A 19,255-nucleotide genomic window follows, 5' to 3' on the forward strand; every position below is an offset into this window, starting at 1 on the left:
CGGGGCGTGGGACACCGTGGGACACTCGGATGCGGCCTGAGCTGCGGAAACGCGTCGCTGATCCGGGGCCGCGGGGCGGGACGGTACGGTGTTCCAGGTGTCCAGCCCCCAGGAACAGCTGGTGGTCCAGCTCGCCCGGATCAAGGAGCTGAGCGGGCTCAGCCTGCGCGCCCTGGCCGCCCGGTCGGGGCTGAGCAGCTCGTCCCTGTCGCGCTATCTGACCGGCCGGCTCGTGCCGCCGTGGGACACCGTCGTGGCGCTGTGCCGGGTCGTGGGGCGCGATCCCCGGCCCCTGCGTGCGGTGTGGGCGGAGGCGGCGAAGGCGGGCGCGGCGCCCGTGCCACGCCGCAACGACCTGCCGGCTGACCTGTTCGACTTCACCGGGCGGGAGGCGGAGTGCGCACTGGTCGAGGAGTTGCTCCGTACCGTGGGTGTGGTTGCCGTCGACGGCATGGCCGGCGTCGGCAAGACCAGCCTGGCCGTGCACGTGGCCCACCGGCTCGCCGCCACCTGCCCGGACGGCGGCCTCTACCTGGACCTGCAGGGTTTCACTCCGGGCCGGCAACCCCTGGATCCGCCGGCCGCGCTGGGCCGGCTGCTGAACGCCCTGGACGTCAGTAATCCTCCGGCCGGTGCCGCCGAACGCGCGGCGCTCTGGCGCTCGGAGCTGTCCCGCCGGCGGGCGCTGGTCGTGCTCGACAACGCGGTCGACGCGGAGCACGTACGCCCGCTGCTGCCGGGCGCGGGCCGGTCGGGGGTCCTGATCACCAGCCGCCACCGGCTGGTCGACCTGGACGGGGTGCCGCCGGTGTCGCTGGAACCCCTGACCGACAGTGACGCGGCAGCGCTGTTCAACCGGGCGGCCGGGCTCGCACTGACCGAAGAGGCCGGGATCAGCCAGGTCCTGCAGCAGTGCGGCGGGCTCCCGCTGGCATTGCGGATGGCGGGCGCACGGCTGCGGCATCGTCCAGGATGGACAGTCGCGGTGCTGGCCGAGCGGCTGCGCGACACCGCCGGCCGTTTCGACTCCGTGTTCGGCATGTCGTTGCACCAGCTCGACGCGGTCCAGCGGCGCACGTTCCGGCGGTTGGGCCTGCTGCCCGGGGCCGATTTCGACGCGGCGGTGGCCGGCGCGCTCACCGATCTCCCGCCCGACCGGGTCGGCGCGGTGCTGGAGGAGCTGATCGACGCCCACCTGATCCAGGAGCCCACGCCGGGGCGGTACCGGATGCACGACCTGATCCGGCAGTACGCGGCCGACCTCGCGGCAGCGGAGGAACCGCAGGCCGAGGCCGCCCTGAGCCGGGTCCTGCGGCACTATCTGGCCCAGGCGGCCGCCCACGATCGGAGATTGCCCGCACCGCACCGGCCGCAACCGGCACCGGGCGATCCGGCCGAGGCGATGGCCTGGTTCGAAGCCGAGTACGTCAACCTGGTCGCCGCCTTCGACGCGGCCCTACGGCTCGGCCTGGACGAGGTGGTGGCGGAGCTGCCGCAGGCCATGCGGGTCTGGTTCTTCCGGCACCGCGGGACCGACGAACAAGTACGCATGCTCGAAGCCGCCGCTGCCGCCGCTGGAAGGCTCGGCCGTGACCGGGAACGGGCCGCTCTGCTGGCCGACCTCGGCTATGCGCGGGCCGCCGCCGGACGTCTCACCGAAGCACTCGCCGCGTACGAGCTGGCGGAGCAGTCCGGTCCGGACGACCACCTCGCGGCCGGCCTGGCCCTGCGCATCGGGTTCGCACGCCGGGACTCCGGAGACCTCGAAGCGGCACAGGCGCAGCTCCGGCGGGCCCGGGCGCTGTTCGAGAAGCTCGGGCACCGCGCCGGGCAGGCGCAGGCGACAGCCGCCGAGGGATGGGTGGCAGCTCACCTCGGGCGGCCCGGCGAAGCCGTCGAGCTCGCGCGGGCCGCGGTCGCCCTGGCCGAGGGGCCCGGCCGGATCACCGGGCTGGTCACACTCGGCGTCGCGCTGGCCGGGCCCGACCCGGCGGAGTCGCTGCGGGCGCTGCACGACGCGCTGCGGCTGTCGGAGGAGCACAACCTGCGGCACAACCAGGCGTGGTCCCACAACTGTCTCGGCGTGGCGCTGCGGGTCATGGGCCGGCCCGAGGAGGCGCTCGGCCACCACCGGCGGGCTCTCGAGCTGCTGGAACCGCTCGCCGAGGTGCAGCTGGAGATCGACTGCCGGCACGCGTACGCGCAGACGTGCCGGGTGGTGGGCGAGGTCGGCGAGGCTGTGGCGGCGCTGGATCGGATCACCGCGCTGGCCGGTGAGCTGGGCCGCCCGTACGACGAGGAGCTGGTCCGGGCCGCCCGGGAGACGCTGCGCTGATCAGGAGATCGGGCGCCACCAGTCGTCGAGGGGAGTCACCGGCAGCGCCCGCTTGTGGCGGGTCGCCTGGAAGATCGACTCGATCCGCGCGGCCACGTCCGGTGCGACGTCGGCGCCCTCGAGGTAGTCGTCGATCTGGTGGTAGGCCAGGCCCAGCGCCTCCTCGTCGGGCAGGGCCGGGCGGTCGTCCTCGAGGTCGGCGGTCGGCACCTTCTCCCAGACGCTGGCCGGGGCGCCGAGCTCCCGCAGCAGGGCGGCCCCCTGGCGTTTGGTCAGGCCGGTCAGCGGGGTGATGTCGACGCCGCCGTCGCCGTACTTGGTGAAGAAGCCGGTGACCGCCTCCGCGGCGTGGTCGGTGCCGACGACGAGCAGGTTCAGCTGCCCGGCGATCGCGTACTGGATCACCATCCGTTCCCGGGCCTTGATGTTGCCGCGGACGAAGTCCCGCAGCCGCGGCTCGGCGCCGAGCAGCTCCTTCAGCCCGAGTGCCGCCTCGGCCGCGACGGCTTCCGCGCCGGGCCGCACGTTCACCGTGACCGACCGGTCAGGCCGGATGAACTCCAGGGCGATCAGCGCATCGTGCTCGTCGGCCTGCACGCCGTGCGGCAGCCGGACCGCGACGAACGTGGCCGCCCGCCCCTCGGCCCGCAGCTCCTCGACGGCGAGCTGGCACAGCCGGCCGGCGAGCGTGCTGTCCTGGCCCCCGCTGATCCCCAGCACGAAGCCCTCGCCCGGGGTCGAGCGCAGATAGTCCTTGAGGAAGCCGACCCGCTGTCGGATCTCCTGAGCGGGCTCGATCACCGGTCTGACGCCGAGCTCGGCCAGGATGCGCTGCCGTAGGTTCACCATGCCCGCACTGTACTGAACCGAAGATCCGCTGCGGTCAGGAAGTGACCGCAATGGTGGGCAGGATGTCCTCATGACATCGACGTGGAAGATCGAGCTCATTCCCGTACCGGTGACCGACGTCGACCGGGCCAAGGCGTTCTACCAGCGGATCGGGTTCAACGCCGACCACGACCACCGGGTGCACGAGGGTTTGCGGTTCGTGCAGCTCACCCCGCCCGGCTCGGCGTGTTCGATCGTGCTCGGCGACGGCATCACCGAGAAGGTGCCGGGCACCCAGGAGATCCAGGTGGTGGTGCCCGACGCGGAGGCCGCCCGCCAGCAGCTGCTGGACGCCGGCGTCGACGCCGGTGACGTCGACGTGCAGCCGTGGGGCAACTTCGTCCACTTCAAGGACCCGGACGGCAACAGCTGGGCCCTGCAGGCCGTCGCGGCGCGGGCGAACGGCTGATCGGCGGGTACGGAGCCGTGAGGCTCTTCCTGGCGGTTGCCGGAGGTTCCGCGGATGCCGCGGCAGTCGCGTCCGGGTTCTGCGGTCAGGGCTGCAGCAGAGCGGCCCGTTCCCGGTCGAGGGCCGCGACCTGCTTGCGGTTCTCGCTGATCCGGGCGGCCAGCGCGGCCCGGATCCGGCCGACCTGCTGGGCCGCCTGACCCAGCTGCCCGAGACCGTTCTTGATCTGGCCGCGGACGGACAGGTCGGTGAAGATGTTGTCGAGCCAGACGTCCGCGAAGCGGGTGAAGCCACCCAGGCTGAGCTCGCCGGCCACTGTGGGCACGGCCAGGTCGACGTCGCGTAGTTCGGCGCGGAGCACGGCGATCCGGCGGTCGGCCTCGGCCGCCCGGGCCGCGGCGTCGTCCAGCCGGCTGTGCTTGATCATGCTGGTCAGCCCACCGCCGCCGAGGAACGTGTCGGCCGCGGACCAGTTGTCGGCCGATCCGAGCAGCTCGTTCGCCTCGGTCAGGGCCTGCGCGGCGGCCCGGGCCGCGGACTCGGCCTCGGTCAGCTCCTTCAGCTCGGCGGCGAGCCGGCCGCGTTCCCCGGCCAGCTCGGTCAGCCGGCCGGCCGGGCCGGTGCCGCTCGCCCGCAGCTGCCGCTCCTTCTCGGCGAGCAGCGCCGCGTACGTCGCCGGAGCTGTCGACGTGGCCACCAGCCGCGCCTCGACCTGGGCGAGCTGGGTCCGGAGGGTGTCGAGCTGGTCCTGCGCCTGGGCCACCCGGTAGTACGCGGCCTCGGCCTCGGCCCGTTCCCGGTCCAGGGCCTGCTCGCGGGAGCCGCGCAGGTCGGCCAGCAGCCGGGTCAGGGAGAGATTCTCCAGGCGGTCCACGTCCCGTCGCTCGATCGCGTGAAGGCGGCGCAGGGCGTCCAGATCCGAGGCGAGCCGGGTGATCGCGGCGGTGATGCCGGCCCGGCGGGCGGCCAGCAGCTCACGTTCGCGGAGGTCGGCGGCGAGCCGGGTGAGGTCCTCGTCCATACGTCCGAGGAAACGCGATGCGCGCAACCGTGTGCATCACAGTGCGCCGGCCAGGGCCGCGCTGGGTTTCGGCTCGTCGTGGCTGTCGACGTACCACGAGAAGCGGGTGGGCGGGAAGTCGGCGAGCAGGCGGCGGATCAGGGCGAGATCGAGCCCGTCCTCCGGCTGCCGCAGGTGCACGGGCGGCGGGTAGAACGAGTCGCCCAGCAACAGCACGCCGGAGTCCGGCACGGCCACCACGGTGGAATCCTCAGCGTGGCGGCCGCCGACGTGCCGCACCTCGATGCCACTGGGCAGCGTGACCGCGTCGTCGAACTCGACGTGCGGCGGGACGACGGCGAAGCCGTCCCAGTGCCCCGACATCGCCGCGATGCGGGCAGTGCAGCTCGGGATCATCCGCGCGTCGGCGGCGGCCAGCTCCCGCAGGTACGCCTCGCTCCACGGCCGGCCGGCCTCGCTCCGCAGGATGCGTGCCCCGGCCCGGTGGCCGACGACCTCGATGCCGGGCCAGGCGCAGGCGCCCCAGACGTGATCCCAGTGGTGGTGGGTGTAGATGAGCCGGCGCGGCTGGGGGAGACCGGCGGTCACGACAGCCTCACGGACGCGTCGGGCGACGGCCGGACTGTTGCCGGCGTCGACGAGCACGCTCCCCGCGTCGTCGGCGATCACCGCCACACAGCCCTGCACTTTGGCGGTGTCCGGGTCGTGCGGGTAGAGCCATACCCGGCCCGCGAGATGCCGCAGCATGTTCACCACTCAGAGCCTCCGTCCACAACGTACATCGCCCAGCGGGGTCGGGCGGCAGGTCGCTCAGGCCGTACTAGGGTTCGCGGCATGGCCTTGCGACCCGATGAGTTCTACGACCGAGCAGTCAGCATCGCTGACCCCGAGCGCCGGCTCCCGCTGGCCCGCATGACGGGATGGGACATCAGCCCGTTCGAACAGGACGGGCTGCGCGTCTCCCCGCTGCGCCCGCCGGTGCTGCCCGAGCCCCCGCGCCACGGCGAGGACCCCGCGGACTGCAACGACTGCCGCCACCGGGACGAGGGGATCTGGTTCAACGAGCACTGGCGACTGGCCCGGATCCCCGGGGTCGGCGTGCCGCTGGTGCTGATGCTGTATCCCCGCGACCACCACGACATGGCCGACCTGCCCGACGAACTGGCCGCCGAGCTGGGCCTGCTGACCACCCGGATCGTCCGCCACGTGCAGGCCCTGCCGCACATCTCGCGGGCCCACGTCTACCGCATCGGCGACGGCGGCGCCCATCTGCACGTCTGGTTCTTCGCCCGGCCGGAGGGCCAGGCCCAGCTGTACGGCTCGTGGCTGGTCGTCTGGGACGACCTCCTGCCGGAGTATCCGGGTGAGATCGCCGACGCGGACGCCGCCCTCGTGGCCGACGCCCTGGTCGCTTCACACGGCGGCAGCCGCTCACCCCGTTAACGTGGGTCCATGGAGAAGTTGGTGCACACCGCCCGGCTGGAGTGGGACGGCTCGACCGGTGCGGGCTACCGTTTCTACTCGCGGGCCCACACCGCCGCCGCGGCCGACGACACGCTGCGGCTCAGCGCCGATCCGCATTTCCGGGGTGATGCCGCCCTGCTGAATCCCGAGCAGCTCGTGGTCATGGCGGCCGGCTCCTGCCAGCTGCTGTCCTTCCTGTCGCTGGCCGCCCGCCGGCACGTGGACGTGGTCGGCTACACCGACGAGGCGGTCGGGCACCTGAGTGAGGATCTGCGCCGGGCGCGGATCGAGCTCATCGAGCTGGCGCCGGTGATCGAGGTGGCCCCCGGCACCGACGAGAAGCTGGTGCTCGCGCTGGTCGAGCAGGCCCACCACGAGTGCTACATCGCCAACTCGCTGAACTCCACGATCACGATCAACCCGACCGTGCGGACCGTCCCGGGGCGGGAGGACGGAGTTAGCCGCCCGGGACCAGGGTGACCGTGCCGTTCTCGTGGTCGACCGTGAAGAGCGTGCCCGGCGGATAGTTGCCCAGGACCTCCGGGGGCAGCTGCACCGTGCCGTCGCCGGCCACCACCGCGAAGTCCTGGCCGTCGCGGCCCTCCGCGCCGACCCGGCCGTCGCGGATCGTCACCGCCCGGCCCAGCCGCGCACCCACCTCGTTGTCGTGGGTGACCACCACGATCGTCGTCTGCCGTTCGGCGTTGACCGTCTCCATCGCCGCCAGCACCTCGTTGCGGCCCGCCGTGTCGAGCCGGCTGGTCGGCTCGTCCACCAGCAGCAGGCCCGGACCGGCCGCGATGCCGACCGCCAGGGCGGCCCGCTGCCGGGCGCCCGGGGTCAGCTCGGCGATCCTGGCCCGGCCCTGCCCGGGCAGCCCGACCAGGTCGAGGATGCGGTCCGGGTCGTCGAGCTCGATGCCGCGGGTGTGCGCGGCGCGCCGCTGGGCCAGCCAGATGTTGCGGTGCAGCGACGCGTACGGCAGCAGATTGCGCGCCGCCCCCTGCAACACCACCCCCACCTCGGTGCCGCGCAGCCGGGACACCTCGGCGTCGGAGAGCTTGCCCATGTCGTACGTGCCGATGTTGATCCGGCCGGCCGACGGGCGCATGAGCCCCGCGAGCAGGGCGATCAGCGTCGACTTGCCCGAACCGGACGGCCCGACCAGGGCCAGCGTCTCACCCGGCGCGATGGACAGGTCGACGCCCGCCAGCGCCACCACGTCTCCGGCCTCGGCACGGTAGATGTGCACCACCCGGCGGCAGGCCACGGCAAGTCCGTTCATGGGCCCCACGCTAGCGAAGATCCGCTCGTCGGAGGTACCCACGCGCGCGCCGAGCAGGTCGCTCCGTGGTGTCGGCGCCGCAACGCCTAGGGTGGTGCCCGTGCGTGACATCGCGGTTTTCACCGGGAGTGCCCACCCGGAGCTGGCAGCCGAGATCTGTGATCACCTGGGCGTGCCGCTGCTACCCACCAAGACCTCCCGGTTCGCCAACGACTGCATAGAGGTGCAACTGCAGGGCAACTGCCGCGAACGGGACGTCTTCCTCATCCAGCCCCTCGTGCCGCCCGTCCAGGAGAACCTGGTCGAGCTGCTCTTCATGCTCGACGCCGCCCGGGGCGCCTCCGCCGGGCGGATCACCGTGGTGCTGCCGCACTACGCGTACGCCCGCAGCGACAAGAAGGACGCGCCGCGCATCTCGATCGGTGGCCGGCTCGTCGCGGACCTGTTGCAGACCGCCGGGGCGCACCGCATCCTGGCCATGACCTTGCACTCTCCGCAGGTCCACGGCTTCTTCAGCGTCCCGGTGGACCACCTGCACGCGCTGCGCGAGCTCGCCCACCACTTCCGGGGCTACGACCTGAGCAACACCGTCGTGGTGTCCCCGGACCTCGGCAACGCCAAGGAGGCGGCGGCGTTCGCGCGGCTGCTCGGCATCGAGGTCGCGGCCGGCGCCAAGCAGCGTTTCGCCGACGACAAGGTGGTCATCAGCTCGGTGATCGGCGAGGTCGCCGACCGGGACGTGATCGTGCTCGACGACGAGATCGCCAAGGGCAGCACCGTCTTCGAGCTGCTGGCCCGGCTGCGCGAGCGCAACGTGCGCAGCGTCCGGGTGGCCTGCACGCACGGGTTGTTCGCGGCGGACGCGGTGGCCCGGCTGTCGGCCGAGAAGGACATCGAGGAGATCGTCTGCACCAACACGGTGCCGATCCCCAAGGACCACCACACCGACAAGCTGACCGTGCTGTCCGTGGCACCGGCGCTGGCCGAGGCGATGCGCCGGATCCACAACGGCGAGTCGGTCAGCGCCCTGTTCGCATGAGTCGCCTGGAGGCGGTGCTTTCCGCGTTGCTGGCCGTGCAGCGGCAGTCGTGGGAGCAGGGTGTCGCCGCGCAGGCCGCCCTGGACCTGGGGCGGGACGACCTCGCGGTGCTGCTGGCCGAGGCGGCGGTGGCCCGGCAGGCGGCGGACGGCCGGCTCGGCGACCTGGACGAGCCCGGGGCCGTCAACGGGGCTGCCTGCGGTGAGGCGGTGCTGGCCGCTCACCGCCGTACCGGGGAAGAGGTCTTCGCGGTCGCGGCCCGGCGCCTGCTCGCCTGGCTGACCGGCGACGCACCCCGGGCCGCCGACGGCACGCTGTTCCACATGCTCGGCGCCCGCGAGATGTGGGCCGACACGGTCTACATGGTGATGCCTTTCCTGGCGCTCTCCGGCCGGGGCGACCTGGCCGTGGCCCAGCTGGACGGGCATCGCCGGCGGCTGTGCCGGGACGGGCTGTACGCGGCGATCTGGTCGGAGGACACCGGTGCGCTGCGGCGGGCCGACCACTGGGGCGGCGGCAACGGCTGGGTGGTCGCGGGCATCGCGCGCACCCTGCGGCTGGTGCCCGAGCTGCCGCAGCGCGACGACCTGGCCGCGCATGCCCGGGAGGTGCTGGACGCCTGCCTGGCCCTGCGCCGGCCGGACGGGCTGTTCCACGACGTGCTGGACGACCCGGCGACGTTCCGGGAGACCAACGCGGCGCAGATGTTCGCCTACGCGGCGGCGGTGGGCGCGGCCGACGGCTGGCTGCCGGAGTCCTACGCCGCGACCGGCCGGGACCTGCTGGCCGCGGCCACCCGCGAGGTCGACCGGTACGGCATCGTCCGCGGCGCGTGCGGTTCGCCGTCCTTCGACCGGTCCGGCTGGTCCGCCGAGGCGCAGGCGTTCCACCTGCTGGCCGCCTGCGCGGTCGGCCCGGCCCGCCCGGGGCGCAGCTGATGCGCGCCGCGGGCCTGCTGCTCCTCGGCGCCGGGGCCGGCCTCATCGCCGGTTACCTGGCCGCCGCGCACTGGGCCTCACCCGCCTGGGTCTGGCTCGGCCTGGGCGTCCTCGTGCTCGCCTCGGTGCTGCTCGGTCTCAGCCGCGGAGGTCAGGCCCCGGACTGAGGGGCCGGCGCGGCCGCCTGCGGGACCGGCTGCGGCCCGCACAGCGAGCGGATCGCCCCCAGCAGCGTCGACCGGGTGAACGGCTTCTCCACCAGCATGCTGTTCGCGTCCAGGTGCAGCTGCGGGCCCAGCGACGCCGCGGTGTAACCGGACATGTAGAGCACCGGCAGGTCCGGGTGGTGCGTCCGCAGCGCCGCGGCCAGCTCCGGCCCGGTCATCGCCGGCATCACCACGTCGGTGATCAGCAGGTCCGGCTGGGCGCCCGCGGCCACCTGGGTCACCGCCATCAGCGCGTCGGTGGCCACGGTGATCTCGTAGCCGGCCGGCGCGATCAGCCGCTGCACGAGCTGGGCCACCTCGGGCTGGTCCTCGACGATCAGCACCCGGCCGATCACCGACGGGGTGCTCTGCCGGTCCACCGACGGGGCGGGCCGCTCCTCGGCCGCCGGCAGGTAGAGGTGCACGGTCGTGCCCATCCGGGGCTGCGACTCCAGCGCGATGTGCCCGCCGATGCTCTGCACGACGCCCGCGGCGGTGGCCAGGCCCAGCCCGGCCGCGGTGGGCCGGGTGGTGAAGAACGGCTCCAGCGCCCGTCGCCGGGTCTCGTCCGACATGCCCGTACCGGTGTCCTGGATGACCATGTGCACCAGCCGGCCGGTCGGCGCGCCCTCGGCGAGCTGCCCCGGTGCCACCACCTCGTTGGTGGCCGCCACCCGCAGCATGCCGCCGTGCAGCATCGCGTCGCGGGCGTTCGCGGCCAGGTTGACCAGCGCCTGCTCGAGCGGGCCGCGCTCGGCCCGGACCGGCCAGACGTCCGGCCCGAACGCCAGGTCGAGGCCGATCCGCTCGCCCAGGGTCCGGCTGAACAGGCTCTGCACGTCGGTCAGCAGGTCGGGGATCGGGATGACCTCGGGCCGGTTGCCCTCGGTGCGCCCGAACGCCAGGAGCTGATGGGTCAGCGTCCGGCCGGTGCTGACCGCGTCCATGATGTCCTTGGCCATCCGGTGCTGCGGCGAGCCCTCGGCCGTGGTGGTCGCGATCATGTCGGCGGAGCCCTGCACGACGGTCATCAGGTTGTTGAAGTCGTGCGAGATGCCGCCGATGAGCTGGCTCATGCTGTCCAGCCGGCGCAGGTGGTCGAGCTGGCGCTTGAGCCCCTTGGTGTCGATGTGGTCGGTGGTGTCGGTGATCATGCAGAGCACGCCGAGGTGCTGGCCGTGCTCGTCGGTCAGCGGCATCATGCTCATCCGCACGCTGCGCTGCGAGCCGTCGGCGCGCATCAGCCGGGCCCCGCCGACCGTGGAGCGCCCGGCCCGGCACTCGGCCAGCCGGCGCATCAGCTCGGCCTGGCCGCGTTCGTCCAGGAAGCCGCGCAGCGAGACCCCGACCAGCTGGGCGCGGGGCAGGCCGAGGACGACCCCGATCGGCTCGTTGGCGTACGTGGCCACGCCGTCCGCGTCGAGCTGGAGCACGCCCTCGGGGATGGTCTCCAGCACCCGGCGGTAGCGTTCCTCGCTCGCCCGCAGCCGTTCCATGGCCCGGGCCGACGACAGCGCCAGGGACAGCTCGCCGGCGATGTCGCGGGCCAGCTCGACCTCGGCCTCGGAGTAGCCGGAGCCCGGGGTGGCGCGGACCAGCACCACGTAGCCGGCGTAGGTGTTGTCCACGATCACCGGGCACAGCACGGCCGCGTGCACGGCCGGCGGGTGGCCGCCCGGGTCCACGTACGCCTGGTGCCGGGGGCGGGGCAGCTCGCTGAGCGGTTCGGTGCCCTCGCCGGCCAGCACCACGGGCCGGCGGCTGGCGGCCAGCCCCGTGGAGAAGTCGTCGTCGGGCAGTTCACCCTCCCGGTCGAGCAGCCGCGCGTACGGCGCGTTCAGCTCGTCGTCGGGATGGTGGAACGTGATCGCGTCGTACCGGCCGTCGTCGCGCAACAGCTGGACACCGGCGCCGTCGCCGAGCATGTCGGCCGCGGCCTGGGCCGCGGTCGCGCACACGGTCGCCGCATCCTGGGAGGCGCGGCTGAGCGCCAGGGCCAGGTCGGCCAGCGCGTATCGGAGGGGATAAGCCATGACACCCATGTCGTTCACTATCTGCAATAGCGCGGGGCGTCGTGGTCGTTTCCCGGCAAAGCAACCGTCCGGCCGAGGATGTTCCCACCCGTCACACCCGTCCAGCCGCCCTCTCGGGACGTTTTGCCTGTTCATGGGCTGTCGACCGGCAGGAACGACGAGACCTCCCCGGGGTGACGGGCGATCTCGCACAACTGCTCAGGATGCGAACTCCGACGCATGCATTTGCGTTTTGATACGGACAAACACCATCATTCCGCTCGATCGGCGAAGGCCTCGGTACAGCGAAGGTTGGCAGAGCACCGCAGCGGCGGAAGGACACGACCACAGGTGGATCAGGATCCCACGGGCAGCGGCGTACGCCCGGATTCGGACGGCACGTCGACTCTCGATCTGAGCGGGCGGTGCGTCGGCAGTTCGTACATCCTCGTCCGTCCCATCGGGCAGGGCGCGACGGGCACGGTCTGGCGCGGGGTGGACCGGGCCTCCGGCGAGCCGGTCGCGGTCAAGCTGCTGCACGAGAGCCTGCTGCGGCAGCCCAAGCTGGTCACCCGCTTCGTGCAGGAGCGGACGATCCTGCTGATGCTGCGGCACCGCAACGTGGTGCGGGTCCGGGACCTGTTCAGCGTCGGCGAGTCGCTGGGCCTGGTGATGGACCTGGTCCCCGGCGGCAGCCTGCGCGAATACCTGCGCGAGGAGCACACCCTCCGGCCCGGCGAGGCGGCCCGCCTCGCCGCGCAGGTGGCGGCCGCGCTGGCCGAGGCGCACGAGCTGGGCATCATCCACCGCGATCTCAAACCCGACAACATCCTGCTGCACCGTACGGACGGCGAGCTCGACACCCGCCTCACCGACTTCGGCATCGCCCGGGTCCTCAACACCCCGAGCCTCACCACGACCCACGCCGTCGTCGGCACCCCGCACTACATGGCGCCCGAGGCGTTCCACAGCGCCACGGTCAGCCCCGCGGCCGACATCTACGCCCTGGGGGTGCTGCTCTACGAGATGGTGTGCGGGCGGCCGCCGTACGACAGCGACACCGTCCACGACCTGATGCGGCTGCACCTGGAGGGCAACGTACAGCGGTTGCCGGGCATCCCCGATCCGCTGTGGGAGATCATCACCGTTTGTCTGGAGCAGAAGCCCCGGCTCCGCCCGACCGCCGGCGAGCTGGTCGCCGAGTTGAGCGCCGTGGCCCGCGCGGCGGGGGACGCACCCGCGCTGCCGCGGCCCGAGCGGTCCGCCGCCGAGCCCGTCCCGTCCCGGCTAGTCGCCGCGGATGAGCCTGCGTCGTCCCGAGCCGACCGTGCCAAGCCTGCGTCGTCCCGGTCCGGCCGTGCCAAGCCTGCGTCGTCCCGGTCCGGCCGCGCCGAGTCTGCGTCGTCCCGAGCCGGCCGCGCCGAGTCTGCGTCGTCCCAGGCCGGCCGCGTCGCGGATGAGTCCGGGTCGTCCCGGCCCGCGCACGCCAGGGATGAGCCGAAGGCCGCGGCCAAGGCGCGCGCCGCCGGTCCGGAGGCGCGCAAGCCGGTCCACCCGTCATTGACCGGCGTGCGCCTGCCGGTGCCGCGGCGCCGCAACCAGCCGGCGAGCTGGCGCTGGGGCCGGCCCTGGGCGACCATCGCGGTGGTCTCGGCCGCGATGCTGGCCTCCGGCGTGGCCACCACGGCCTGGCACCTCGTCCGCACCCCGGGGGAGCAGGCCGGTGCCGCGGTAGCCGAGCCGATGCTGCCGGCGAGCAGGCCCTCGGGCCCGGTCGCCGCATCCCGCTCGGCCCCGGCCGCGCGGACCAGCGCCTCCCACGAGCCCGCCGCCCAGCGGCGTCGTCCCGCCGGCGCCGCGGTCGCCGCTCAGGCGCTGACCCCGGCGCGGCCGGCGGCCACCCACAAGAGCACCCCGAAACCCCGGGTCAAGGAGGCTCAGCCGTACGGCCCGTACGCCTGCAAGCGCGAGTTCGGCATGGCCGGCTTCACCCCGCTGGTGGTCAGCCCCTGCCACGCGCTGGGCAGCCGGGTACGGATCCAGGCGATGCTGACCGCCCCCACCCCGGGCGAGGGCCGGATCGCCGTCGCCCTGCAGGACCTCAGCTCCGGCCGTACGGTCGGCAGCCCGAAGGTCTGCACCGGCCTGACCTTCACCAAGGCCCAGCCGACCCGGCTCTGCGGGCCGCTGACGGTCGAGCCGGTCAAGGGCCGCCGCTACCAAGTGATCATGTCGTGGACCTTCGGCGAGAGCCGGTACGGCGGGGCCAAGGTCGCGAGGGGCAGCGCCTTCGACTGGTGAGCGGTATCGTCCGTGAACTATGCGAAGGTTGATCGCGGCCGGGATCGTGCTCGGTGCTGTCGTGGCCGGTCTCGGCGTGGTGCGGGCGATGTCCGCCGACGCCGCCGCGGTCCCGCCCTACCACCCGACCAAGCTGACCAAGATCGCCGACTCCCGGCAGGTGGTCGTCGTGGCCGGCAAGTCGCGCAGCTCCTCGTACTCGACGGTCTACACGTACCAGCTGGGCGCCGACGGCAAGACGTGGACGGCGAAGTTCCCGGCGATGGCGGCGCGCAACGGCTATGCCGGCTGGGCCTGGGCCGGGCAGCGGATCCAGGACTCCGGCACCACGCCGATGGGCACCTTCCGCATCACCCAGGGCTTCGGCCTGAAGGACAGCCCCGGCACCAAGCTGCCGTGGACCCACGCCGACGCCAACGACTACTGGGTCGGCGACAACAAGGACCCCAAGACCTACAACCTGTTCCAGTCGAGGGCGTCCAGCACGCGCACCTGGCGTGCGGGTGAGGCCGAACGGCTGTCGGCGTACCCGACGCAGTACGAGTTCGTGGCCGTCATCGACTACAACCGCCCGGCGCCCGCCACGATCTCCTGGGACGCCGCCCACGGCCAGCACGTCACCAGCAAGCCGGCCGACGTCAGGCGCGGCTCGGCGATCTTCCTGCACGTCAAGGGGTCCGGCTCGACGGCCGGCTGTGTGTCGGTGAGCCGCGCCGACATGCTCCGGGTGCTCCAGTGGCTCGACCCGGCCCAGTCGCCGCGCATCGTGATGGCGCCGACGGCCGACCTCGGCCGGCTGTGAAATAAGGTCGCCGGTTCCGGCGTTACCGCCTACCGTGATCCGCATGTTCGCACCCGGTCTGCAGCTGCCCGCGGGGTTCTCCCCGCTGGCCGCTCCCGCGTGCGATACGCGAATCTGACCCTTCCCCAAGCCGCAGCAGAACCCGGGGAAGGGTAGCTGCGCGGTTCTGGCGCGCGTCCCTGGGCAAGGCTCGCGTTCCACCTTTCGACCCGATCGTTTCTCGCATCCAGTGAGGACAAGTACAACCATGGCCAAGAGCCAGTTCGTCCGGACCAAGCCACACCTGAACATCGGCACGATGGGTCACGTCGACCACGGCAAGACGACCCTGACCGCCGCCATCACGAAGGTCCTCGCCGACCGCGACCCGGCCGCCAACCGGTTCGTCGCCTTCGAGGGCATCGACAAGGCGCCGGAGGAGGCGCTGCGGGGCATCACCATCAACATCTCCCACGTCGAGTACGAGACCGCCGCCCGGCACTACGCCCACGTCGACATGCCGGGGCACGCCGACTACGTGAAGAACATGATCACGGGGGCGGCGCAGGTGGACGGGGCGATCCTCGTCGTCTCGGCGCAGGACGGGGCCATGCCGCAGACCCGCGAGCACGTGCTGCTCGCCCAGCGGGTCGGGGTGCCGTACCTGGTCGTGGCGCTCAACAAGAGCGACGCGGTGGAGGACGAGGAGCTGCTCGACCTGGTCGAGCTGGAGGTGCGTGAGCTGCTCGGCGAGTACGGCTTCCCCGGCGACGAGGTGCCGGTGGTGCGCGTGAGCGCGCTGAAGGCCCTCGAGGGCGACCCGCGGTGGACGCAGTCCATCGTGGAGCTGCTCGACGCCGTGGACGCGTACGTGCCCGTGCCCGAGCGGGAGCTGGGGGAGCCGTTCCTGATGCCGATCGAGAACGTGCTCACCATCAGCGGCCGTGGCACCGTGGTCACCGGCAAGATCGAGCGCGGCACGCTGCGCGTCGGCGACCCGGTCGAGGTCGTCGGCCTCGGCGACACGATCAGCACGGTCGCGACCGGGCTCGAGACGTTCGGCAAGAGCCTGCCGACGGCGGAGGCCGGTGACAACGCGGCGATCCTGCTCCGCGGGATCAAGCGCGACCAGGTGCAGCGCGGCCAGGTCGTGGCGCTGCCGGGCAGCGTCAGGCCGCACAAGAGCTTCAAGGCGACCATGTACGCGCTGACGAAGGAGGAAGGTGGCCGGCACACGCCGTTCGTGGCGAACTACCGCCCGCAGTTCTTCTTCCGCACCACGGACGTGTCCGGCGCGATCGACCTCGGCGAGCTGCCGATGGTCATGCCGGGTGACACGGTCGACCTGACGGTGCACCTGGGCAAGGAGGTGGCGATGGACGTCGGTCTCGGCTTCGCGGTCCGCGAGGGTGGCCACACCGTCGCCGCGGGCACGGTCAAGGAACTGCTGGACTGACCAGGAACGGGGCCACCTGCGGGTGGCCCCGTTCTGTCACTGCTCCTTGGGCTCCTGCCTGCGCAGCTCTTCCTCCCGGCGGCGCAGGTCGGCCTCCCAGCGCTGGAGCCTGGTCTGATCCTGACCCAGGCTCCGGAGGAACTCCGGGTCGTCGTCCGGCGCGAGCGGGGCGGTGCGCCGGGGCCGTTCCTGCTCGGGGAAGCCGCTGCCCGGGCGCCACGTGGTGCCGTTGCTGAGCCGCACCGGGCGCACCGGACGACCGGCGACGAACCAGACGATCGCGCCGATCGGGGAGAACAGCAGGATGAGGAAGACCCAGGCGATCCGGGGCAGCGCCCGGATCTCGGATTCCTCGGCGGACAGGCAGCTGATCAGTGCGATGACGAGCAGCGCCAGGTCGATCAGCACGAAGAGCGAATACAGCCGGATCATGGCGAGAGATCATGACAGAGATCGGCCGTCCAGGTGACCCCGGACCGAGCTGTCCGCACCGGCCGTTCGGGTGCGGCAGGATGGCGGGATGGCTGCACAGTCCGTGGCGGCCGAGCTCGGCCGGCCCGGCAGGGTGACTGCCGGGCCGCCGGTTGCGGGTCAGTTCAGGGCCGCGTTCAGCGCCGGGAGGTAGCCGCTGCGGTAGCCCGCCGCGTTCGGGTGGAACGAGTTGGTCGCCGGGATCACCGTGAGGCCGTTCAGCCACGGGGTGGGGGCACAGATCCCGTGGCCGGCGAACTCGTCGGTCACGTCCGACCAGGTGAAGCCGGCTGCCGCGGCCCGGGCGGCGATCAGCTCGTTGAGCTCGGCGGCGCCGCCGTTGATCGACTTGCGCTTGGCGATGCTCATGCCACCGATCCCGCAGTTGACCACGGTCTCGTCGAACAGGATGGGGTAGCCCAGGACGACCACCCGGGCGTGGGGGGCCTTGCGGCGGATGTCGGCGTACGTGCCGTCGAGCTTGGCGGTCATCTCCGTGCGCAGGACCTGCATCGCCAACGCGACGGTCGCCGCGCACTTGCTGTCGCTGGACAGGGTGCAGGTGATGACGGTCGACGCGAAGCCGACGTCGTTGCCGCCGATGGTCAGCGTCACCAGGTCGGTGCCGCTGGTCAGCGGCCACAGCTGGGTGGACCGCAGAGTCTGCGTCGTGGCGCCGCCGCAGGCGACCGAGCGGTACGACTTCGGGTCGTTGGCCGCGTTCCACAGGCCGGGGTAGCCGTTGGGGCTGCGCAGGCAGAGTCCGGTCTGGCCGGACGCGCCGACGCCGGAGGAGTAGGAGTCGCCGAGCGCGACGTAGTCCCACTCGGATCGGGGTGTGGCAGCCGCGGCGGGTGTCGCGGCGATGATGCTCAGCAGGGTGGACATGACGAGGCAGGCGAGAACGGTGGTACGTCTGCTCATCGGGGTGGCCTCCGGATCCGCGGGGGACTGGGGGCCGGAGCGCTCCGGTTACCGAACAGTAAGTCAAGGTCCCGAGGAAAGAAACACAGTGACTTTCCTGTTACCTCGTAGTAACATCCGTCGATGTGACCTGCGTCTATGGCAGGCGGTCATTGACCATGTGCGCACAGCGATGAGTTTTCACCGGCGCCACAGTCGGTCTTCAGCGTGCGCTCAGCTATCCGGGCTAGCGTCGCCGCATGGATGAGCAACGGGCCCGGAGGGTCGTCGAGACACTGCGCGGACGTAACGTCTTCGCCCATGTGAAGCTGCCGCACGCCGGCATCACCCAGTACGGCATCCGGGTCGTCCTGCCCGACGGCCGGGAGGCGGTGTGGGACAACGACGGCACGGCCGGGCTCGAGGCCCAGGTGATGCGCAACGGCGTCCTGGTCGGCTTCGTGTCGTCCATCCCCGGCTCGGAGAACTTCACCGACGAGCAGATCATCGACGCGATCGCCGCCGCCGACTACGACCAGCCGATCGGCCGTTCCCGTCCCACGACGCCGGCCGGCGGGCCGCCCCGCACCGACCGGATCGCCACCGCGCCACGCCCCCTCGGGCTGGCCGAGCGCCTGCGTCGCACCTTCCGGGACTGAGTGCCGGGTCAGCCTCCGGCCGGTGCGCCGGCGGAGCATCGGGACCTGGCGCGCCGGTCAGCTCTCGGCCGGTGCATCCCGGAGGGGCATCGGAACCTGGAGGCTGACCGCGCCGCGCAGGTCCAGCCAGGCCCGCTCCGGGCCGCGGACCAGCCGCAGCACCACGTCGTCGCAGGACGGGCAGCGAGCCACCAGGCCGGGCGCCGGGCCCCAGACCCGCAGCCGCGCGACGACGCTCGGCTCCCCGCACCCGCCGCAGGTGGCCACCGCCGTGGTCACATCGACCGCGAAGACCTCGCGCAGATCCCCGGCCATCGCGTTGCCGTCCAGCTCGTACCCGGTCATGACGTCCCTCCGAACCGTTCCGTGCGGATCTTCTTCGGGTCGTGCCCCAGCGCGACGAGGATGTCGGCCGACGCCTCCACGAACGACGTCGGGCCGCAGACGAACACGTCCGGCGCGAAGTCGGGAGGCCAGCCGTAGGTGTTGATCGTCGCCACGGTGAGCCGGCCCGGTGGATCGGGCCAGCCGTCGGGGGCCTTGCGGGTGTAGACGAAACGGACGTCCAGCCCCGGATCGTCACGGACCCGGCGCGCCAGCTCGTCGACGTACAGGGCGTCCTGCGGGGTGCGGACCGAGTAGATGAGCCGGAACGGCTGCCGGCCGCGTACGTCGCCGCGGGCCCGGATCATCGCCATCAGCGGCACGACACCTGAGCCGCCGGCCACCAGCAGCACCGGCGGGGGAGCGTTGCGCCACACGAACCAGCCGCCGACCGGGCCGCGCAGCTCCAGCGGCTGGCCCACCTGCAGGTCGTCGGCCAGATAGGACGAGACCTCGCCGTCCTCCACGCGCTGGACGGTCAGCTCGACCGTGCCGCCGTCCTGCCAGGCCGAGGCGATCGAGTAGCTGCGCTGGGCCGAGTAGCCGTCCGGGGCGGTCAGCCGCACGTCGACGTGCTGACCGGGCAGGTGGCCCGGCCAGTCCGGCACCCGCAGCACCAGGGTCCGAGCGGACGGCGTCTCCTGACGAGCCGCCTCCAGCACGGCGGCCCGCCAGGCCAACCTACGAGTTTTCATGGGTCTCC

The 19,255-nt window shown here is 72.6% G+C and carries 20 protein-coding genes; 11 read left to right on the forward strand and 9 right to left on the reverse strand.

Annotation, left to right across the window (positions count from 1 at the left end):
* Nucleotides 1-97: 97 nt before the first annotated feature.
* Nucleotides 98-2,335: an ATP-binding protein gene (locus ACWEOZ_RS01560; protein WP_451908823.1), complete on the forward strand. Its 2,238-nt coding sequence runs from the start codon at nucleotides 98-100 to the stop codon at nucleotides 2,333-2,335.
* On the opposite strand, the gene nadE is transcribed toward ACWEOZ_RS01560, so the two are convergent.
* Nucleotides 2,336-3,184 carry an ammonia-dependent NAD(+) synthetase gene (nadE, locus tag ACWEOZ_RS01565; RefSeq protein WP_451908824.1) on the reverse strand — a complete coding sequence of 283 codons (849 nt, stop codon included), beginning with the start codon at nucleotides 3,182-3,184 and terminating at the stop codon, nucleotides 2,336-2,338. It abuts the gene before it with no gap.
* 70 nt (nucleotides 3,185-3,254) lie between these two features.
* Here nadE and ACWEOZ_RS01570 point away from each other — a divergent pair, with 70 nt between their 5' ends.
* Nucleotides 3,255-3,632 carry a VOC family protein gene (locus ACWEOZ_RS01570; RefSeq protein ID WP_451908825.1) on the forward strand — a complete coding sequence of 126 codons (378 nt, stop codon included), beginning with the start codon at nucleotides 3,255-3,257 and terminating at the stop codon, nucleotides 3,630-3,632.
* Between the two features lie 85 nt (nucleotides 3,633-3,717).
* On the opposite strand, the gene ACWEOZ_RS01575 is transcribed toward ACWEOZ_RS01570, so the two are convergent.
* Both ACWEOZ_RS01575 and ACWEOZ_RS01580 read right to left on the reverse strand, forming a co-directional pair.
* Nucleotides 3,718-4,653 carry a hypothetical protein gene (locus ACWEOZ_RS01575; protein WP_451908826.1) on the reverse strand — a complete coding sequence of 312 codons (936 nt, stop codon included), beginning with the start codon at nucleotides 4,651-4,653 and terminating at the stop codon, nucleotides 3,718-3,720.
* A 36-nt stretch (nucleotides 4,654-4,689) separates the two neighbouring features.
* A complete protein-coding gene (locus ACWEOZ_RS01580) occupies nucleotides 4,690-5,400 on the reverse strand; it encodes an MBL fold metallo-hydrolase (RefSeq protein WP_451908927.1) in 711 nt (236 codons plus the stop codon).
* 87 nt (nucleotides 5,401-5,487) lie between these two features.
* Between ACWEOZ_RS01580 and ACWEOZ_RS01585 the strand changes: the two genes are divergently transcribed.
* Nucleotides 5,488-6,096: a hypothetical protein gene (locus tag ACWEOZ_RS01585; protein ID WP_451908827.1), complete on the forward strand. Its 609-nt coding sequence runs from the start codon at nucleotides 5,488-5,490 to the stop codon at nucleotides 6,094-6,096.
* 9 nt (nucleotides 6,097-6,105) lie between these two features.
* Entirely contained in the window at nucleotides 6,106-6,597 is a 492-nt protein-coding gene (locus ACWEOZ_RS01590; protein WP_451908828.1) for an OsmC family protein, read from the forward strand.
* On the opposite strand, the gene ACWEOZ_RS01595 is transcribed toward ACWEOZ_RS01590, so the two are convergent.
* A complete protein-coding gene (locus ACWEOZ_RS01595) occupies nucleotides 6,575-7,402 on the reverse strand; it encodes an ABC transporter ATP-binding protein (RefSeq protein ID WP_451908829.1) in 828 nt (275 codons plus the stop codon). The two genes, ACWEOZ_RS01590 and ACWEOZ_RS01595, sit on opposite strands and share 23 nt — an antisense overlap.
* Before the next feature lie 100 nt (nucleotides 7,403-7,502).
* Between ACWEOZ_RS01595 and ACWEOZ_RS01600 the strand changes: the two genes are divergently transcribed.
* Genes ACWEOZ_RS01600 through ACWEOZ_RS01610 form a run of 3 tightly spaced genes read left to right on the forward strand, consistent with a single transcriptional unit; the run spans nucleotide 7,503 to nucleotide 9,546 of the window.
* Nucleotides 7,503-8,441, forward strand: coding sequence for a ribose-phosphate diphosphokinase (locus ACWEOZ_RS01600; protein WP_360553110.1), 939 nt, complete (start codon nucleotides 7,503-7,505; stop codon nucleotides 8,439-8,441).
* Nucleotides 8,438-9,379, forward strand: coding sequence for a glycoside hydrolase family 88 protein (locus tag ACWEOZ_RS01605; RefSeq protein WP_451908830.1), 942 nt, complete (start codon nucleotides 8,438-8,440; stop codon nucleotides 9,377-9,379). The genes ACWEOZ_RS01600 and ACWEOZ_RS01605 overlap by 4 nt, the downstream gene beginning before the upstream one ends.
* The gene (locus tag ACWEOZ_RS01610) at nucleotides 9,379-9,546 is read left to right on the forward strand and encodes a hypothetical protein (RefSeq protein WP_451908831.1); all 168 of its coding nucleotides are present in this window, start codon (nucleotides 9,379-9,381) and stop codon (nucleotides 9,544-9,546) included. The genes ACWEOZ_RS01605 and ACWEOZ_RS01610 overlap by 1 nt, the downstream gene beginning before the upstream one ends.
* Here ACWEOZ_RS01610 and ACWEOZ_RS01615 read toward each other — a convergent pair.
* On the reverse strand, nucleotides 9,531-11,627 hold the full coding sequence (locus tag ACWEOZ_RS01615) for a hybrid sensor histidine kinase/response regulator (protein ID WP_451908832.1): 2,097 nt from the start codon (nucleotides 11,625-11,627) through the stop codon (nucleotides 9,531-9,533). The two genes, ACWEOZ_RS01610 and ACWEOZ_RS01615, sit on opposite strands and share 16 nt — an antisense overlap.
* Nucleotides 11,628-11,948: 321 nt before the next feature.
* On the opposite strand from ACWEOZ_RS01615, the gene ACWEOZ_RS01620 reads away from it, so the two are divergent.
* The 3 genes from ACWEOZ_RS01620 (at nucleotide 11,949) to tuf (ending at nucleotide 16,135) form a co-directional block, all read left to right on the forward strand.
* The gene (locus ACWEOZ_RS01620; RefSeq protein WP_451908833.1) at nucleotides 11,949-13,898 is read left to right on the forward strand and encodes a protein kinase domain-containing protein; all 1,950 of its coding nucleotides are present in this window, start codon (nucleotides 11,949-11,951) and stop codon (nucleotides 13,896-13,898) included.
* 19 nt (nucleotides 13,899-13,917) lie between these two features.
* Nucleotides 13,918-14,700: a L,D-transpeptidase family protein gene (locus tag ACWEOZ_RS01625; RefSeq protein ID WP_451908834.1), complete on the forward strand. Its 783-nt coding sequence runs from the start codon at nucleotides 13,918-13,920 to the stop codon at nucleotides 14,698-14,700.
* A gap of 247 nt (nucleotides 14,701-14,947) precedes the next feature.
* Entirely contained in the window at nucleotides 14,948-16,135 is a 1,188-nt protein-coding gene (tuf, locus tag ACWEOZ_RS01630) for an elongation factor Tu (protein WP_451908835.1), read from the forward strand.
* A 36-nt stretch (nucleotides 16,136-16,171) separates the two neighbouring features.
* On the opposite strand, the gene ACWEOZ_RS01635 is transcribed toward tuf, so the two are convergent.
* Complete coding sequence (locus tag ACWEOZ_RS01635) at nucleotides 16,172-16,567, reverse strand: PLD nuclease N-terminal domain-containing protein (RefSeq protein WP_451908836.1); 396 nt, start codon at nucleotides 16,565-16,567, stop codon at nucleotides 16,172-16,174.
* Between the two features lie 159 nt (nucleotides 16,568-16,726).
* On the reverse strand, nucleotides 16,727-17,530 hold the full coding sequence (locus ACWEOZ_RS01640) for an SGNH/GDSL hydrolase family protein (RefSeq protein ID WP_451908837.1): 804 nt from the start codon (nucleotides 17,528-17,530) through the stop codon (nucleotides 16,727-16,729).
* A gap of 239 nt (nucleotides 17,531-17,769) precedes the next feature.
* On the opposite strand from ACWEOZ_RS01640, the gene ACWEOZ_RS01645 reads away from it, so the two are divergent.
* Nucleotides 17,770-18,168, forward strand: a complete 399-nt coding sequence (locus ACWEOZ_RS01645) for a hypothetical protein (RefSeq protein ID WP_451908838.1) — start codon at nucleotides 17,770-17,772, stop codon at nucleotides 18,166-18,168.
* A 57-nt stretch (nucleotides 18,169-18,225) separates the two neighbouring features.
* Here the strand turns inward: ACWEOZ_RS01645 and ACWEOZ_RS01650 are convergent, their stop codons facing one another.
* Nucleotides 18,226-18,513, reverse strand: coding sequence for a DUF6510 family protein (locus ACWEOZ_RS01650; RefSeq protein ID WP_451908839.1), 288 nt, complete (start codon nucleotides 18,511-18,513; stop codon nucleotides 18,226-18,228).
* Entirely contained in the window at nucleotides 18,510-19,247 is a 738-nt protein-coding gene (locus tag ACWEOZ_RS01655; protein WP_451908840.1) for a ferredoxin reductase, read from the reverse strand. Before ACWEOZ_RS01655 ends, ACWEOZ_RS01650 begins: the two co-directional genes overlap by 4 nt.
* Between the last annotated feature and the right edge of the window lie 8 nt (nucleotides 19,248-19,255).

The sequence above is a fragment of the Actinoplanes sp. NPDC004185 genome (assembly GCF_053603475.1).

Coding starts and splice junctions, on each gene's coding strand:
- nadE (WP_451908824.1), bottom strand. CDS start 3,184: ATGGTGAACCTACGGCAGCGCATCCTGGCCGAGCTCGGCGTCAGACCG.
- ACWEOZ_RS01570 (WP_451908825.1), top strand. CDS start 3,255: ATGACATCGACGTGGAAGATCGAGCTCATTCCCGTACCGGTGACCGAC.
- ACWEOZ_RS01575 (WP_451908826.1), bottom strand. CDS start 4,653: ATGGACGAGGACCTCACCCGGCTCGCCGCCGACCTCCGCGAACGTGAG.
- ACWEOZ_RS01580 (WP_451908927.1), bottom strand. CDS start 5,400: ATGCTGCGGCATCTCGCGGGCCGGGTATGGCTCTACCCGCACGACCCG.
- ACWEOZ_RS01585 (WP_451908827.1), top strand. CDS start 5,488: ATGGCCTTGCGACCCGATGAGTTCTACGACCGAGCAGTCAGCATCGCT.
- ACWEOZ_RS01590 (WP_451908828.1), top strand. CDS start 6,106: ATGGAGAAGTTGGTGCACACCGCCCGGCTGGAGTGGGACGGCTCGACC.
- ACWEOZ_RS01595 (WP_451908829.1), bottom strand. CDS start 7,402: ATGAACGGACTTGCCGTGGCCTGCCGCCGGGTGGTGCACATCTACCGT.
- ACWEOZ_RS01605 (WP_451908830.1), top strand. CDS start 8,438: ATGAGTCGCCTGGAGGCGGTGCTTTCCGCGTTGCTGGCCGTGCAGCGG.
- ACWEOZ_RS01610 (WP_451908831.1), top strand. CDS start 9,379: ATGCGCGCCGCGGGCCTGCTGCTCCTCGGCGCCGGGGCCGGCCTCATC.
- ACWEOZ_RS01615 (WP_451908832.1), bottom strand. CDS start 11,627: ATGGGTGTCATGGCTTATCCCCTCCGATACGCGCTGGCCGACCTGGCC.
- ACWEOZ_RS01625 (WP_451908834.1), top strand. CDS start 13,918: ATGCGAAGGTTGATCGCGGCCGGGATCGTGCTCGGTGCTGTCGTGGCC.
- tuf (WP_451908835.1), top strand. CDS start 14,948: ATGGCCAAGAGCCAGTTCGTCCGGACCAAGCCACACCTGAACATCGGC.
- ACWEOZ_RS01635 (WP_451908836.1), bottom strand. CDS start 16,567: ATGATCCGGCTGTATTCGCTCTTCGTGCTGATCGACCTGGCGCTGCTC.
- ACWEOZ_RS01640 (WP_451908837.1), bottom strand. CDS start 17,530: ATGAGCAGACGTACCACCGTTCTCGCCTGCCTCGTCATGTCCACCCTG.
- ACWEOZ_RS01645 (WP_451908838.1), top strand. CDS start 17,770: ATGGATGAGCAACGGGCCCGGAGGGTCGTCGAGACACTGCGCGGACGT.
- ACWEOZ_RS01650 (WP_451908839.1), bottom strand. CDS start 18,513: ATGACCGGGTACGAGCTGGACGGCAACGCGATGGCCGGGGATCTGCGC.
- ACWEOZ_RS01655 (WP_451908840.1), bottom strand. CDS start 19,247: ATGAAAACTCGTAGGTTGGCCTGGCGGGCCGCCGTGCTGGAGGCGGCT.